Source organism: Bacillus sp. UNC437CL72CviS29 (assembly GCF_000482345.1).
GTDB classification, from domain to species: Bacteria; Bacillota; Bacilli; order Bacillales; family Bacillaceae_G; genus Bacillus_A; species Bacillus_A arachidis.
On sequence record NZ_AXVB01000017.1, the window covers coordinates 17,574 to 33,676 of the forward strand.

At 35.2% G+C, this 16,103-nt stretch carries 17 protein-coding genes and 1 pseudogene; 13 read left to right on the plus strand and 5 right to left on the minus strand.

Annotated elements, in window-relative coordinates; all coding sequences use genetic code 11:
- Positions 1–59: 59 nt before the first annotated feature.
- Together lepB and M014_RS27040 are read left to right on the plus strand one after the other, a co-directional pair.
- Complete coding sequence (gene lepB / locus M014_RS0115060) at positions 60–593, plus strand: signal peptidase I (protein WP_026592482.1); 534 nt, start codon at positions 60–62, stop codon at positions 591–593.
- Positions 594–607: 14 nt separating this feature from the next.
- Positions 608–1,069 carry a hypothetical protein gene (locus M014_RS27040; RefSeq protein ID WP_051588586.1) on the plus strand — a complete coding sequence of 154 codons (462 nt, stop codon included), beginning with the start codon at positions 608–610 and terminating at the stop codon, positions 1,067–1,069.
- A gap of 48 nt (positions 1,070–1,117) precedes the next feature.
- Here the strand turns inward: M014_RS27040 and M014_RS0115070 are convergent, their stop codons facing one another.
- Positions 1,118–3,916, minus strand: coding sequence for a GTP-binding protein (locus tag M014_RS0115070; protein ID WP_026592483.1), 2,799 nt, complete (start codon positions 3,914–3,916; stop codon positions 1,118–1,120).
- Between the two features lie 139 nt (positions 3,917–4,055).
- Here M014_RS0115070 and M014_RS29680 point away from each other — a divergent pair, with 139 nt between their 5' ends.
- Together M014_RS29680 and M014_RS0115080 are read left to right on the plus strand one after the other, a co-directional pair.
- On the plus strand, positions 4,056–4,322 hold the full coding sequence (locus M014_RS29680; RefSeq protein WP_026592484.1) for a hypothetical protein: 267 nt from the start codon (positions 4,056–4,058) through the stop codon (positions 4,320–4,322).
- A 149-nt stretch (positions 4,323–4,471) separates the two neighbouring features.
- On the plus strand, positions 4,472–5,068 hold the full coding sequence (locus M014_RS0115080) for a DedA family protein (protein WP_026592485.1): 597 nt from the start codon (positions 4,472–4,474) through the stop codon (positions 5,066–5,068).
- 7 nt (positions 5,069–5,075) lie between these two features.
- Here the strand turns inward: M014_RS0115080 and M014_RS27045 are convergent.
- The 3 genes and pseudogenes from M014_RS27045 to M014_RS0115095 all read right to left on the minus strand — a co-directional run bounded on the left by M014_RS27045 (position 5,076) and on the right by M014_RS0115095 (position 6,127).
- A pseudogene (locus tag M014_RS27045) lies at positions 5,076–5,406 on the minus strand (EamA family transporter).
- Between the two features lie 3 nt (positions 5,407–5,409).
- Positions 5,410–5,556: a BH0509 family protein gene (locus M014_RS0115090; RefSeq protein ID WP_026592486.1), complete on the minus strand. Its 147-nt coding sequence runs from the start codon at positions 5,554–5,556 to the stop codon at positions 5,410–5,412.
- Positions 5,557–5,710: 154 nt separating this feature from the next.
- Positions 5,711–6,127 carry a pyridoxamine 5'-phosphate oxidase family protein gene (locus M014_RS0115095; protein ID WP_026592487.1) on the minus strand — a complete coding sequence of 139 codons (417 nt, stop codon included), beginning with the start codon at positions 6,125–6,127 and terminating at the stop codon, positions 5,711–5,713.
- A 187-nt stretch (positions 6,128–6,314) separates the two neighbouring features.
- On the opposite strand from M014_RS0115095, the gene cax reads away from it, so the two are divergent.
- A complete protein-coding gene (gene cax / locus M014_RS0115100) occupies positions 6,315–7,370 on the plus strand; it encodes a calcium/proton exchanger (RefSeq protein WP_026592488.1) in 1,056 nt (351 codons plus the stop codon).
- 97 nt (positions 7,371–7,467) lie between these two features.
- A complete protein-coding gene (locus M014_RS0115105) occupies positions 7,468–8,265 on the plus strand; it encodes a YfkD famly protein (RefSeq protein WP_026592489.1) in 798 nt (265 codons plus the stop codon).
- Between the two features lie 37 nt (positions 8,266–8,302).
- On the opposite strand, the gene yfkAB is transcribed toward M014_RS0115105, so the two are convergent.
- Complete coding sequence (yfkAB, locus tag M014_RS0115110) at positions 8,303–9,430, minus strand: radical SAM/CxCxxxxC motif protein YfkAB (protein ID WP_026592490.1); 1,128 nt, start codon at positions 9,428–9,430, stop codon at positions 8,303–8,305.
- Positions 9,431–9,667: 237 nt separating this feature from the next.
- On the opposite strand from yfkAB, the gene M014_RS0115115 reads away from it, so the two are divergent.
- The 7 genes from M014_RS0115115 (at position 9,668) to M014_RS0115145 (ending at position 16,093) form a co-directional block, all read left to right on the plus strand.
- A complete protein-coding gene (locus M014_RS0115115; protein WP_026592491.1) occupies positions 9,668–9,850 on the plus strand; it encodes an SE1561 family protein in 183 nt (60 codons plus the stop codon).
- A gap of 187 nt (positions 9,851–10,037) precedes the next feature.
- Positions 10,038–10,490: a hypothetical protein gene (locus tag M014_RS0115120; RefSeq protein WP_026592492.1), complete on the plus strand. Its 453-nt coding sequence runs from the start codon at positions 10,038–10,040 to the stop codon at positions 10,488–10,490.
- The gene (locus M014_RS0115125) at positions 10,471–11,352 is read left to right on the plus strand and encodes a tetratricopeptide repeat protein (protein WP_026592493.1); all 882 of its coding nucleotides are present in this window, start codon (positions 10,471–10,473) and stop codon (positions 11,350–11,352) included. Before M014_RS0115120 ends, M014_RS0115125 begins: the two co-directional genes overlap by 20 nt.
- Positions 11,353–11,366: 14 nt before the next feature.
- A complete protein-coding gene (locus tag M014_RS0115130) occupies positions 11,367–12,623 on the plus strand; it encodes an ATP-binding protein (protein ID WP_026592494.1) in 1,257 nt (418 codons plus the stop codon).
- 110 nt (positions 12,624–12,733) lie between these two features.
- Positions 12,734–14,257 carry a class I fumarate hydratase gene (gene fumA / locus M014_RS0115135; RefSeq protein ID WP_035415155.1) on the plus strand — a complete coding sequence of 508 codons (1,524 nt, stop codon included), beginning with the start codon at positions 12,734–12,736 and terminating at the stop codon, positions 14,255–14,257.
- A 130-nt stretch (positions 14,258–14,387) separates the two neighbouring features.
- Positions 14,388–15,170 carry a delta-lactam-biosynthetic de-N-acetylase gene (pdaA, locus tag M014_RS0115140; protein ID WP_026592496.1) on the plus strand — a complete coding sequence of 261 codons (783 nt, stop codon included), beginning with the start codon at positions 14,388–14,390 and terminating at the stop codon, positions 15,168–15,170.
- A 59-nt stretch (positions 15,171–15,229) separates the two neighbouring features.
- Positions 15,230–16,093 carry a DNA-3-methyladenine glycosylase family protein gene (locus M014_RS0115145; RefSeq protein WP_026592497.1) on the plus strand — a complete coding sequence of 288 codons (864 nt, stop codon included), beginning with the start codon at positions 15,230–15,232 and terminating at the stop codon, positions 16,091–16,093.
- Positions 16,094–16,103 lie beyond the last annotated feature (10 nt).

The window sequence follows — 16,103 nt, forward strand, 5'->3', positions numbered from 1 at the left end:
ATAGAATTTATTTACAAATGAGTTCTATAATAGAAGGACAAGAGAGAAAGGGGAAATAAATGAAAAAGAAAAATCGCTTTCGTGAGCTTTTTGAAATACTAGCTATTGCGTGTTTGTTGTTTTTTTTAGTGAAGATTTTTGTGTTTTTTCCAACAACTGTGCAGGGAGCATCTATGAGGCCAACATTGCAAGATGGGGATAAAGTAATTATTAATAAGTTAGCAAAGAGATTTGAGACGTATGAGCGTGAAGATATAATTGTAGTAAAGACTGATAATTTTTATGTGAAGAGAATTATTGGGTTACCTGGAGATGTAATTGAGATGAAGAATGATCAATTATATGTAAATCATCAAGTGAAAAGTGAACCTTACCTGGATAAGAATAGAGGGCATGCAAAACAACTTCTTATTAATTTAACTGAAGACTTTGGTCCTATTACAATTCCAAAGGATAAGATTTTTGTTATGGGTGATAATCGGTTAGTAAGTAAAGATAGTCGTAATGGCTTAGGACTTATCGATAAAACAGAAGTGCTTGGAACGCTAAAAGCAATTTATTATCCGTTTGATCATATGAAAATTATAAACTAGAAAGAAGGGACAATATGGAGGATATTATCGGACATATTCTAGTAGGAGTTAGTCGCGGAGCAATTGCATTAGGTGAACTATGTGCTGATGCAGGGAAAGGAATTGTTAGAGGAACAGTCAGTATTGTAAAAGTAGCTGGGGACTTTATGTTAGATGAAGTAGTAGAGGGAGCGTTAGAAAGATTAGCTGAGCGAGAAGAACGGAAAAAGAAAAGGATACAGCGGCATATAGAAAAACTGAAACAGTATACATGGTTTAAAGTTTTACATGAGAATAAGAGCTGCCAGGAAGTTTTAAATTATAATGAAGCATGTAGGAAGTTATTAAGTAAGCGCCGATATGTTCATAAGTTAATTCATAATGAAGCAGAGAGAAAGAACTTCATTAAGCGTGTGAGAATTGATGCGAAGGTTGATGATGTTATTTGGGATATGTGTGTGAAAGAGAAGAGAGGGAAAAAACCAAGCAATGATTAAGTTGCTTGGTTTTTTGCTTGTAACTCGTCTTAATGGCATGCATTTTGTTTAAACTATTGGTGTTTCGTCAATTATTAATCTTGATGAGGAAGTTGAGTCATTGTTACTATTTTTATTTAACATGAATTTGTATTGTAATAACTGTAATTTAAATAGTGTTAAAGGATCTTGATACGTTTCTGGGTTTGTTCTTAGTTTTGTTAATGTACTTTCGTCCTGCTCTATCTCTAAATGTGCTGCTTCTACAGTTTGTTTTAAGATACGAAGAGGTTCTTTAAAGAACATCATAATATCACGTTCTAATGCACTTTCGAATAATTCAAATTGAAGGAAGAACTGTTCAGAAATAGTTGTTGTTACCTCTGTATAGTCTTCGGTCTCAATATAATTTTTATATTTGTTATAGAGCATAGATTGATTCTTCTGCATGTTACCGAATAATTTCCCAGCACTTTTTAATAGAAATTGTGTTGGTGTAAAGCGTAGTAAAATATTTACGTCACCAACGTTGATTCGGTTTGTCATTCTTGCAACATCTCGGCGCCAATCATCAAGTAATTGAAAATCACACGGCAGTTTCATTCGCTCTTCTTCGTATAAGTTATTAAATGTTTCACTCATTCCATCTAAATAAGATTGACTTTGAATAAATTCATTATGTGCTTTTTCAATCCATTCCTGAATAGAATGCGTAAACTTAGGTAATATCATTTGTTGTAAATGCTTTTGGATTCTTTCATTCATTGCTGCATTTAGTTCTTCATGAACTTGTTTAAAGTCACTATCTTCCTGAATTAAATCAGAACAGCTCTGCAATAATTCAGGAATTTGATTATGAAGATCATGTATAATTTCATCTTTTGTTAAACGATATGAGTCTGTGATAGAACGAGTCTTATCTTTTTCAATAGCAGTCAGGTTATTAATAAAGCCATTTAGTTTCACTAAAATGTGTTTGTTCCAACGGATTGACTTTACTAATGTATTTTCTAATTGTACGCGTTCATTTAAGAGATATGTAATGGTCTTTTGAATAAACCATAATAGTTTTTCTATGCGCTCTGTTTTTATATCTCTATTCGTAAAGCTTGAAGTAATAGATTCTGTTAAATCACTTAGTTGCCCGTTGTTCTCATCTAAAGATGAGTAAGGGAATACTCGTGCATTTGGGAAATGTACACGTATTTTAGACTCAGTTTCAGTTAGCTTTTTATTTGCTGTTTCATCAGTAAGAATTGTATCGATTGTATTTAAAACAAAATGAACTTGTAAAGTCGGTATTTGTTCACGTATGTACAATAGTGTATTGATTTCTTCATCAAGTAAAGGTGAGGAGACATTAAGAATATATAATAGATTATCGGATACATGTAAGTATTCAAGATTTGTAGTTTCTTTATTGTCATTTCCATCAAAACCTGGTGTAACGATAAATGAGAATTTGTTTTTCCGTAAAAATCTACTTGGTAGTTTAAATTCAATACATTTCTGTTCAGATTCTGATTTTGGAGGGACAGCTATCATCTCATAAAATTCATCTAAATTAGAAGTATTTCTTATTGTTAAATCTGTGAGTTCCGTAATTTCTGTCTGTGCATTATCCTTAAAAGCGATAGCAGCTCTAGAAGTATTTTTTAGTATCCTTTCCCCTAATATAGAATTGATAAAGGCTGATTTACTATCATCATTCGTACCCGTAACGAGAATTTGTTGTACGTTTATATCGGAAAGTTCTCGAACAAGCCATGTGTAAGAATGACCTAAGTCTACATCATTCTTTTCTGCCCATACAACAATAGTTTCAAAAAGATTTGCAGTCTTTTCTAGTTCAACTGTGTTATATATTGTTGAGCTAGAAAGTAGCGTTTCAGCGCTTTTTACAAGTAATGTATCAAGGCTCTTAGGTGAAATCTCATTCCATGCTAATGTCGCAGCGGAAACAAATAGAGAATGTTCTGCTTTTGTTAAGCTAAACCAATTCGTTAACAAGTCTGGAATAAGTTCCTGTAGTTCATGCATCAAGTATTTTCCTGTAATTAATTCACAGTATGTTTCTTGATAAAGAGTAACGATTTCATCCCATGAGTCGTAAGAATCTACCTCGATATGTAAAAATAGGTGATTGATTGTTTGAATCCATACTAAGTTGGTTGACTCATCTTGATAGATTTTCCAAAATGATGAGATAAGTTGCTTAAATTGGTCTGAATCGATTGTATATAAAACTTTTAGTGCCTCATAAAAATATTTTGGTTTCATTTGTTTTGTGAATCCTTGGTTCACATAACTTGTTAAAATTTCAAACCAATGTAATGATTTTGTTCGAATTCCTTCGTGAATAGCAAGATCAATAGCGTTGTTCCAATCCTGCTGTTTTTCATAAAAGGAGCGGGCAATGGCAGTAATATTTGGATAGTCTGGTTGGAATGCAACTGCTTCACTAATGACCTTAAAGGCAAGTCCTAAACGATTTTGTTCAATGTACAGAGAAAGAAGTTGTAATGACACTTCCATTGTCAGTGTTATATCGTCCGTTTGAATTGATGTATAGATTTCTTCTGCGATTGAAAGCAATCCTAATTCAAAATAAGCATCTGCTATATTTTTTTTTGCCCATAGAGAGAGGTCATTGTTTACTTTCTCCCACTTGAAGATAGCTGTTTCAAAATCTTTATGATGATAGTAAACTTCTCCTTGTGCGAAACGAATATTAGCGATATTGGAAAATTCATTTTCAGCTTCATTTACATATGCTTCCCCGAGCGTTTGAGGAGCTTGAACAGAACCCTGTTCAGTTAAGAATGTTTCGTAATATACCTTTTGAATCAATTGTTTTTCTATGGTCATGTTTTTTCCCCCTGTATGATTTAGAAAAATGATTATTATGTAAAAGGGTGCATAGTACTCTACATGGATAGAAGATGCATATTATTGTTTTAAATTATATTTTTTCCTACTTATATCATTTTTCTTGAGAGTCAAACCGATGCTAAATGTAACTTTTCTTTATTGTAACAAAAAACCTGCTTGTGAAGGCGGATTTTCTTATAATTATGAGGCAAAGTATGGATTCATCCCACTATTTACGGGCAGTAAGACTCCAACTTCAAGATTCAGTGAGAAGCAAGGAAGAGAGGTGAGGGTTTTATATAAGTGGAGGATGAAGAAAAAATATTTATGGAAGTTTTACGTTATTCCGCTTTGTATGAACAATATGTATCCACATCTCAAGGTTCTGAAAAGTGAAGATTAAAAGCAGTGAAAAGTTTCATTACAGATCAGATGAATAGGAGTAGAGTTCATTATAAAAACGATGTATAGTGAATATGTATACCATGTTTGCTTAAAGGATAGAGAGGGCACAATATGGAATAACGATCGTGCATAGGATGTGTCATCCGAATGGAACAGCATATTGGTGAGTTAATCGCACATTATGGATATTTAGGAATTATTATAGCTCTTGCAGGCGGAATAGTTGGTCTACCAATACCAGATGAGTTTTTGCTGACGTTTGTTGGTTATAATATTTCGAAAGGAACTATGTCAGGGACAGCTGCTTTTCTAAGTGGAATGGGTGGTTCGGTACTTGGAATTACTTTAAGTTACATACTTGGGTTAAAACTTGGACTACCTGTATTAAGAAAGTATGGTCCAAAGATAGGAATTAAAGAACAGCAAATTGATAAAACGCATGTTTTATTTGAAAAATATGGCCCCTTTTTATTAATGATCGGATACTTTATACCAGGAGTTCGTCATTTAACTGCGTATTTTGCTGGTATGTCTAATTTAACGTTATGGAGATTTTGCTTATACGCATACGGTGGTGCTTTCATTTGGATTAGCGTTTTTATTGGGCTTGGATGGAAACTTGGAGAGAAGTGGCGTTTTGTTGAATATAGCCTGCATCATTATGGAATGTTGATTTTAATTATCTCAGTAATAGTCATACTTATTGTATGGGTCTACATAAGAAGAAAAAAAACCGCTATTTAGCGGTTTTTTAGCTGAAAGCAATGAAGAAAACATCTGAGGTAATACATATAACACTTAATTTATCTACAGGAGCAACTTGTGAAACATTTCCTGTTTTTAAGGAGAGAGAATAAAATAGCTGGTGCTTTTTTATTTAATAGAACGTCACTAATATTTTGAAACTTTCTTTGTATCATAATTACACCTATCATGAATAGTGCCGTGATGATGGAACGGGTAGTTGCCGCTACATTGGTATCGATCCCTTCCAATCCAACTTTCCCGAAAATGAACACAAGTGCTGCAGCGATTGCTGATAATAATAGATGAAAGGCCCACCTGACAGGTGGGCCTTTCATCTATTATTCTGCAATTTCTTCATATAAAAAGTACGTTACATTATAAATATGTTCAACTTCATCATCTGTCATAAATAAAAGTTCTTCACGCTCCATTCCTTTTTTCTTTTCAATAAACTCGATCATATTCTTCCGTTCTTCTCTTTTCATCATTGTTATTTCTCCTCCCATTCTGTTTTAATACAGTTTATTTAAGTTGATACTATTATATAACAGAATCTTTAGAATGTTCCACCTTTTTTGTGTTTTTTTTGATGAGAACTTTTCGACAAAACAAGCCCTTTTGAAGGGGCTTGTTTTTGGATTACAGTCGTAAAAACTCTGGCTGAGTCGTACCAGCACTATCAATGTAGTAAATTGTATTGGGATTGATTTTTATAAGTATATAGTTAGGATCTTCGGGACCGAGTAACCAGCGTTTTAAGTTGTTGCTCCAAAATTTATTTTTTAATGTTTGATCTTCTTCAATTGAAGCGATGCCTTCTACTTCAATATAATCTTCATCCCATTTCTTTCCTTCTCTTCCAAGTAGTACGTGCACGTTTGAATTTTGTTCAATATCTGCTACCTTTTTTGAATTACGATCTGTTGGTGCGTATAATACAAAATCTTCATGAAAAAACATCATAAAACAGCTATGTGGCTTATTCTCACGAACGGTAGCTAATACACCTGTTCTTTGTCCTTGAATAATAGTTGCAATTTTTTCTTTTAAATGCATTTTTGATGCTCCTTTCAGTTATCCGTAATTTCACCTTGTAAAAACTTGCCCTTAAAATTTTTTACGATCTTTTATACTTTTTTCTTCAATCCCACTTTTTAAACGTATTTGTGATGAAATGGGACAAGTTAGGAGAAGAATAATAATAGTAGTGGAGAGAAATACATACGATGGAAGGATGGAAAATATGTTTAATAAAATTTTCTTAATACTTGCACTGGTTGGAGTGCCGCTTTCGATTCTTGGAAATACGCTACATTGGCCACAAACAATCATGTTTGCTGTATATTGCATTACAATTATTGCTCTCGCTGCTTTTATGGGAAGAGCGACAGAAAGTTTAGCTATTGTTTCTGGGCCAAGAATTGGTGGGTTATTAAATGCAACCTTCGGGAATGCGGTTGAACTTATTATTTCAATTTTTGCATTGCAAGCAGGGTTAACTGAAGTTGTACTTGCTTCATTAACTGGTTCTGTTCTTGGAAACTTATTATTAGTTGGGGGTCTTTCCTTTTTTGTAGGAGGGCTTAAGTATAAAAGACAAAGTTTCAATGTGTACGATGCAAGACATAACTCTGCTCTTCTAATATTTGCAGTTGTTGTAGCATTTGTTATTCCAGAAGTTTTTTCAATGAAGATGGGTATAGAGAAGACATATCAATTAAGCATTGGGGTTTCAATCATCATGATTGTCATGTATTTAGCAGCACTATTTTTCAAACTGGTTACACATCGCGGTGTATATCAGCATAAAAGTGATGAAGTAGAACATGAGGAGGAACCTGAATGGTCAAAGAGAAAAGCGCTACTTATTTTAGCGATTGCAACAGCGGCTGTTGCTTACGTATCTGAGGCGCTTGTTCATACATTTGAAACGGTAGCGAAATCATTTGGATGGTCGGAACTATTTATCGGGGTTATCATTGTTGCGATCGTTGGTAATGCCGCGGAGCATGCCTCTGCAATTATTATGGCTTATAAAAATAAAGTGAATATTGCAGTTGAAATTGCAGTCGGTTCAACATTGCAGGTTGCTATGTTTGTTGCCCCTGTTCTCATCATACTTTCGATGTTTTTTACAGTGAAGATGCCCCTTGTATTTACAATGCCGGAACTTGTGTCGATGATTACGGCGGTATTTTTAACAATTGCAATTTCAAATGACGGAGATACGAACTGGTTTGAGGGAGGAACATTATTAGCTGCCTATTTCATTATGGGAATTGGCTTTTACTTGTTATAAAAAATGGGATAACAATGTCATGGAGGGAAAACAATAGGGATAGTTAATTGCTATTTAAATGGTTTATACACTTTTAAATTAGGAAGGGGTAAAGCAGATGAAACGAGTGTGCAGCATATGTTTTTCAACTATGGTCTCGTTTATTTTATTATTTCCTTATAGTAGTTTTGCAAAGACAACAATCAACGTAAAGATGCCGTCATCTGTTTTGAACATTTCAAAAGACAATACGTATCCGAATGCAACGCAAGATTTACCGCGTTTGCAGCCAAGTGAATTTGCGAAAGAACTACTGAAAACGTCAACGACTCGAATAGAAAACCCAGATTTAATTCGGATGTTTAACGAAACTTCGATTTCAAATGCGCCTCTTGCAGTCGGATATAGGGCGAAAATTTATTTAGGTCAATGGCCGTTGAATTATGAATCAACAGATACAACAATAAATTGGGAATATAAGCAAGTAAATCGTAATGTGTATGATAACCGCGGTGTGGAGAGGTTGTATCCGCTTCGGTACAAACAAGAATCACAAAAAACGATAGAAGGTGGTTTAACAGCTTATATTAAAGATGCAGATGATGTGAAAAAGATGATTCTTTTAAAGGCGATGGAGAAAGTACAGCTACCCCTGTCTTTTAAAACAACAATTGGTTATGGTACCGGGAATGAACGTATATATAATATCAGCCCGAAACAACTTGGGTATTTATATGCATATACACCAGCGGTAAATGAAAAAGGAAAAGTTACATTTGGAGAAGTATATCTTGTTTTAAAAGGGAATCAAAAGAGGCTTGTAATTAAAAATATTACTTCCCAAGGAATTGGAGCATCTATTCCTGTACAAGATTATGTATCCTTTAAATTTATTTCATCACCTTATCCGCGATAACATAAAAAACGTCAGCTAAATATGCTGACGTTTTTTGTTACAGTGTGATATTCGATTCTTTTGTTAAGAAGTCCTCAGTTGGATAATAGCTGTTTTTCACAAGAATATTTGGTCCAAGGCATTTTACAGCAGGACAGTGACAGCTTAATGATTTCGCTGTTTTCGAGTTGCACCATTTGTCATATGCTTCTTGCAATGTATTTGTTTGAATGTTGCCAAGCAGTGGAATATCACCAAAGTCTGTTACGATAATGTTACCATCAAAAATATTTACATTTAGGCGAGAACGTCCATCTGGATCATTACGTACAGTTACGTTTTTACTTTCGTGTAGTTTTTTTAATGTAACTAAATCACGTTCATCATTACTGCATGCGTAAAATGGTAACGTACCAAATAACATCCACACATTTTCATCACGAATCTCTAATAAGTGCTCAATTGCACTGCGAATTTCATCTTTTGTTAAAATTTCAAGGTTGCTAGCAAAATCACTTGGGTACATCGGATGTACCTCATGACGCTTACAACCCATTTCTTCTACAATTTGGCGGTGAATGTGTTCAATATGTGGTAATGTACGTTTGTTTAGCATGGTTTCTGCTGATACGAGAACACCAGCTTCTGATAAAGCTTTACTATTTGTAATCATCCGTTCAAATAGTTTTGCGCGCTGTTCATAAGTAGGTTTGCGCTCCATCATTGCAAAGCCACCCTCAACGAAATCATCAATTGTTCCCCAGTTATGTGAAATATGTAGCACGTCTAGATACGGAACAATTTGTTCATAGCGGGCTAAATCTATAGTTAGGTTTGAATTAATTTGAGTGCGAACGCCTCGTTCATGGGCATATTTTAAGAGTGGTGTTACATAGTTGTCGACGGATTTTTTTGAGAGCATTGGTTCTCCGCCAGTAATACTTAAAGAACGTAAATGAGGAATCTCATCTAATCGTTTTAATAAAAGTTCCATCGGAAGCGGATTTGGATCTTTCGGCTGTAATGTATAACCAACAGCACAATGCTCGCAGCGCATATTGCATAACGTTGTCGTTGTAAACTCAACGTTTGTTAATAGTAATTTGCCGTACTCTTCAAGGTCCATATACGCTTCCCATGGATCGTAAGAAGGAGTAATCGGCTTCATTGTTTGTGATATACTCATATGAAATACTCCTTTGACTATTGAAATAACAATTTGTCCATTCTCTATAATAGAAGAATATAGGCTATTTATAAAGTGAAACTTTTTGTAACAAAGATTTCTCTATCTATAAAATGTGGTAGGGAGTAGTAATTGCTTCAAGATAAAAGGTATGATAAATTTGCTAAAAATTCATGTTCGTGATGCTCATTTTTGCGGTATAATAAAAGTAACTCGAATAAAAAGGAGAGTGCCTTCGTGGGAAAAGCAATTCAAGATAAAGATTCACAACTAGTATATTTAAAAGAACGTTTAAATATGTTCATCGAAGTGATTGATACAATTGAACCGGAAGAAGTGGAATTAGAAGATGTAGATCGTCTTCTTTCAATGCTAGATGAGTTAGAATTAAAATGTGAGCAATTTAAAAAAGATCAATAATATATTTTTAAAGCGGCTGCCAATCCTGTCTTGGTAGCCGCTTTTTATATGGCCAAACTATCCTAAAAGAGCGCTACAAACAATCTTTTGGGATAATCTTCAAGAAAGCCTGTTTCAGTTTGCTACTTTACAGTATGAATAGACAGAAAATATAGTTTATAATATGAAAGTAGGGAGGAGGAATTATATGGAATCTCATTTGGTGAAGCCTGTATTACAAGGAAAAAAAGCAAGAGAAACAAAAACGTACAATATTTATAATTTTTTCATAATCGGACTTATTTTTGGAATTATTCCAATTATGATTTTAGGAACTTGCAATGCGATTTGGTTAAAAGAGCCCAAAAAGAAAATATACATACTTCTTATGATAGGAATAATGGCTTTATTAGCAATGTTCATCTGTGCCGCTCTAATTGGTAATATATATGTGCTAAAGATTGCTTCTCGAATAGCTGCTGCAGTTGTAACAGGTGTGTATATATATGCGCTGCGGGAACGGTTTCGAATTCATAATTTAGTAAATGAAAGTACGGAGTCATTACGGTGGATAGGTTTAATCATTGGAATAGTTGGGATCATGGCCCAAACGGCATTGTTGGTAGGAGGGGAGATGCTGTATGTCAACTTCACAGAGTGAAACGATGTTGTTACAAGAGGCACTGCATTATTACGGGATTGGTCATATTGAAACAGCACAGCAGAAATTAGAAACACTGCTTTCTTATAATCCACAGCATGCTGAAGCATTGTACAGTTTAGGATGCTGCTATGCAGATTCAGAACAATATGATGAAGCAAAAGAGCTTTGCATATCAGCGTTGCAGCATGGTTTTGAGCCAGAAGAAGTGTATTATACACTTGGACATATATATACATATACGAATGAACTTGAAAAAGCGGAGCAAAGCTTTTTGAGCGTTCTGTATTCAGATCCTTCCCATGCGCAAGCAATGGCGAAATATGCATTTATTTTATTAAAAACAGGTTATATTGAAAAAGCTAAGCAACTCATGCAAAAGGCAGTAGAAATTAACCCCAATCATCCTACCGTTCTTCATTATCAATTTGTTTTATTACTTGCAACAGGAACGAAACAAGAAATAGAGGAATCCTTAAAAGATAATTATTATGGATCAACTAACGAAGTTCACTTTTTAGTACAGTTAGGAATCCATGCAGCAACAAGGAAGAGGTATAGGGAAGCATACAAATATTACCGACAAGCGTTTTTGTTGGCACCTAATAATAAAGAATTACTTGAAATCTTAGAAGAAGCAGAAGAACTGATTCATCCGATTTTCTTTCCGAATGTTCTTGTGAATAAAGTGGGTGGTCCGCTTATCTTTTGGGCAATATCTTTTGGAACATTAGGTTTATTCTCTGCATTAGACTGGGGAAATATGGCTAGTTTTGCTATTTTATTTTATCTCATCATTTGTATATGGAGCTGGCTATCTACACCGATGTACAAATTATATAAAAAAATAAAAAAATCATGAAGGGAGAGAATACGGTGAATAAAATAGATGTATTAAAGCAAGTGCTAGCACAAGATGAAGAAAATGGATCAATTTGGTATTTAATTGGAGTCGAGTACAAAGAACAGGGAGATATAGCAAATGCGCTGCACGCTTTATCGAAAGCTCTTCAGTATGGTGATCAAGAATGGAAGAATAAAGTTGCGTCTGAACTGGAAGCTTTATCACAAGTGCTTACAAGTCCGAAAGAAACAATATATGTAACAGAAGAGGAAAGCCAGTGTGAAAACAATGAGGATCACGTAATAGAGCAAGATCCAGAAAAGGAAAAACAGCTACATGCAGTCTATGCAAATGAAAATATGGAAGAAAATGTGGTTTCGATGAACGTGCTTCAAGGCGGAAGAAGCAAGCAAAAACGGGAACAAGAGCAGATTACATTTGAGGATGTCGGCGGTTTGCATGATGTGAAAAAAGCGATTCAAATGAAAATTATCAAACCGTTTACTTCACCAGGATTATTTGAGCGTTTTAAGAAAAAAGTTGGCGGCGGCATTTTATTATACGGTCCTCCTGGCTGCGGAAAAACATATATTGCCAAGGCAACTGCAGGGGAGTGCAGAGCACATTTTGCAACGATGAGCATTACCGATATTCTTGATCCGTATGTTGGAGTGAGTGAACAAAATGTACGGGAAATTTTTCGATATGCTCGTTCCAAAAAGCCATGTATTTTATTTTTAGATGAAATGGATGCGCTTGGATTTAATCGGAGCAAAGCGTCGGGAAATCCGACACTAAGAACAGTTATAGATCAATTGTTAACAGAGATTGAAGGTATTGATACGAATACAGACAAACTATTGTTAATTGGTGCGACTAATATGCCTTGGGACATTGATCCTGCATTTAAAAGACCGGGGCGCTTTGATAAAATGATTTTCGTTTCCCCACCTGATTTAGAAGCACGGAGAAGTATTTTTCAAATTAAGTTGGCAGGAAAACCGATTTCAACAATAGATTACGATATGTTAGCTAAAGAAACAGAACTGTATTCGGGTGCTGACATTGAAAATGTAGTAGAGCTGGCCGTAGAAAATGTTTTAGGAGAAATTATGACAACAGGTGTGGAGCGAGCGGTTACAATGAAGGACATAACCGATGCTATAGCAGCAACGAAGCCGTCTACGTTGGAGTGGTTTCGTACGATTAAAAATTATATTAAATATGCAAATGAGAGCGGCGCATACGATGATGTACAAGCATATTTAAAAAGATATAAAAAAATATAATCCCGTTCAGACGCTATTGAAATAGAAGGAATAAGAAAAAAAGAGTATAATCAATTGATGAAAGATTTTAAAGCGTTTTGGTAGCGTTCACAATTGAGGGGGAAGTAACAATGGAAAAGCTTCAAGAAAGTATGTATCAACTGATTGTTGAAACATCGACGAATTTACCGAAAGATGTTCGTCGTGCTATTCAACAAGCAAAGGAACGAGAAAATGCAGGGACTCGTTCTGCAATGGCACTTGGCACGATTACAAATAACATTAAAATGGCAGATGAAAACATCTCGCCAATTTGCCAAGATACAGGAATGCCAACTTTCAAAATCTATACACCAGTTGGCGTAAATCAATTACAAATGAAAGAAGCAATTTACAGTGCGCTTGAGCGGGCGACAAAGGACGGAAAACTTCGTCCAAACTCTGTTGATTCTCTTTTCGGGGACAATAGTGGTAACAACTTAGGACCAGGTACGCCTGTCATTAAGTTTGAGCAGTGGGAGAAAGATTATATTGATGCTCGTTTAATTTTAAAAGGAGGTGGCTGTGAGAATAAAAATATTCAGTACAGCTTACCTTGTGAATTGGAAGGACTTGGACGAGCTGGCCGTGATTTAGAAGGGATTCGTAAATGTCTTCTTCATGCGGTATATCAAGCACAAGGACAAGGGTGTAGTGCAGGAGTAATCGGCGTTGGTATCGGGGGAGACCGTACGTCAGGTTATGAATTGGCAAAAAATCAACTATTTCGTACATTAGATGATGTGAATCCAATTCCAGAATTACAAAAGCTTGAAGAATACGTATTAGAGAATGCGAACAAGCTTGGTATTGGTACGATGGGATTTGGCGGTGAAACAACTTTACTTGGTTGTAAAGTTGGTGTATACAATCGTCTGCCGGCGAGTTTCTATGTATCTGTTGCATATAATTGCTGGGCATATCGTCGTCTTGGTATAACAATTCATCCTGAAACGGGTGAGATTATTGATTGGTTATATCAAGAAGGTGAAAATACGCTTCAGCAAGAAGAGGAACAAGACAAAAGTGAACAACGCGAAATTGTACTGCAGGCGCCAATTACAGAAGAGCAAATTCGTGAACTTCGCGTTGGTGATGTTGTAACAATTAATGGCATGATGTACACAGGTCGTGATGCAATCCACAAGCATTTAATGGATAACGATTGTCCAGTAGACTTAAATGGACAAATCATTTATCATTGCGGACCAGTTGTAGTGAAGGATGAAAATGAAAATTGGGAAATTAAAGCGGCAGGCCCAACGACAAGTATTCGTGAAGAACCATATCAAGGGGACATTATGAAGAAATTTGGTATTCGGGCTGTCATCGGTAAAGGCGGTATGGGAGCGAAAACATTAGCAGCACTAGCTGAACATGGCGGCGTATATTTAAATGCAATCGGTGGTGCTGCGCAGTATTATGCAGAATGTATTAAAGAAGTGAAAGATGTTGACTTCTTACAATTTGGTATTCCAGAAGCGATGTGGCATTTACGTATTGATGGTTTTAAAGCTGTTGTAACAATGGATTCTCATGGAAACAGTCTACATGCAGATGTAGATAAAACATCACTTGAAAAATTAGCAAGCTTTAAAGAACCGGTATTTAAATAATAGGAAAAATGCATCTCAAATAATTTGAGATGCATTTTTTGTTGGTATATATGGAAAAACATGTTCAGCATGAAACAAGTATTGAGCACAGAAACTATAGGTACGATTATATATGGAAAGGAGACTATTTATGAAATATAAATGGTTATATATATGTCTCATTTTTTCACTTATGATGGCACTTGTTCCGGTTTCAGCATTTGCTTATACAAATACACCACATAACTGGGGAATTCCGCGACCTAAAAATGAAACGGCGCCAGATGCAGGGAAATTATATACAGAATTACTACAAAAAAATGGTGGTTTTTACTTAGGCGATACGAAGAAGAAAGATATTTATTTAACATTTGATAATGGATATGAAAATGGGTATACAGGGAAAATCTTAGATGTACTGAAAGAGAAGAAAGTACCAGCGACCTTTTTTGTGACAGGGCATTATATAAAAACGCAAAAAGATTTATTATTAAGGATGAAAAATGAAGGGCATATTATTGGAAATCATTCTTGGAGTCATCCAGATTTTACAGCGGTAAATGATGCAAAACTTCGTGAAGAATTGACGAGTGTAACGGAAGAAATTAAAAAAGTAACTGGACAAAAAGAAGTAAAATATGTACGTCCTCCGCGAGGGGTGTTTAGTGAAAGAACGTTAGCACTTGCGAAAGAAATGGGATATTATAACGTATTTTGGTCCCTTGCATTTCTTGATTGGAAAGTAGATCAGCAAAGAGGATGGCAATACGCTCATAATAATGTCATGACGATGATTCATCCAGGATCTATTTTATTACTTCATGCGATATCAAAAGATAATGCAGAGGCGCTTGCAAAAATCATTGATGATTTGCGCGAGAAAGGGTATCATTTTAAAAGCCTAGATGATTTAGTAAAAAGCAATCAGCCGTAAGCATGTATGCTTACGGTTTTCTCATGCTATAATGATGTGTAAAAAGGATGGGGAAACGTATGTGGAGCGAACATGTTACGTTAAAGTATCCGTATCATTTTCAAGAAGTATTAAGGCGTTTATCTTTTGATCCGCTAAATGTTGTTCAGTTAGAAGAAAAGATTGTTTATGTTCCACTTTCCATAGATGAAGAACAGATTGTTGTTCGGGTACAAGGGATTGGTACGCTTCAAAATCCACAATTTTGGGTTTCAAGCCAGACTGGTGAACAAGAGAAAGTTATGAAACGCGTCTATTCGATTTTTCAATGGAATGAATCTTTTCAAGATATACAAACTCATTTTAGAAACACATCATTACGTCCACTTTTTGAAACATATGCCTATACACCACTTATTTTAGAGTTCGATTATTTTGCGTGTCTTCTTCGTTGTATTATTCATCAACAAGTACATTTGAAATTTGCTACTGCACTTACAGAACAATTTGTAAAACAGTATGGAACAGAGAAAAATAGCGTTTTCTTTTTTCCAACACCAGAAAGAGTGGTAAATATTTCAATAGAAGAGCTCAGAAATCAGAAGTTTAGTCAAAGAAAGGCCGAATATATGATAGGACTAGCAAAACGTATCGTGGAAGGAAAGCTGGATTTAGTGGAACTAGAAAAACAAACAGATGAAGAAGTTTCAGCACAATTGTTACCAGTGCGAGGTATTGGTGCATGGACAGTACAAAACTTTTTATTATTTGGACTTGGTCGGAAAAATATGTTTCCGAAAGCAGATATTGGGATTCAGCGTGCACTTCAAGGGTTATTTCAACTAGAGAATAAACCGGATGATGCGCTGTTAGAAAAAGTAAAACAAGAATGTGATCCATACTGCAGTTATGCAGCGTTATATTTATGGAAAAGTATAGAGTAGAGGTGTAACA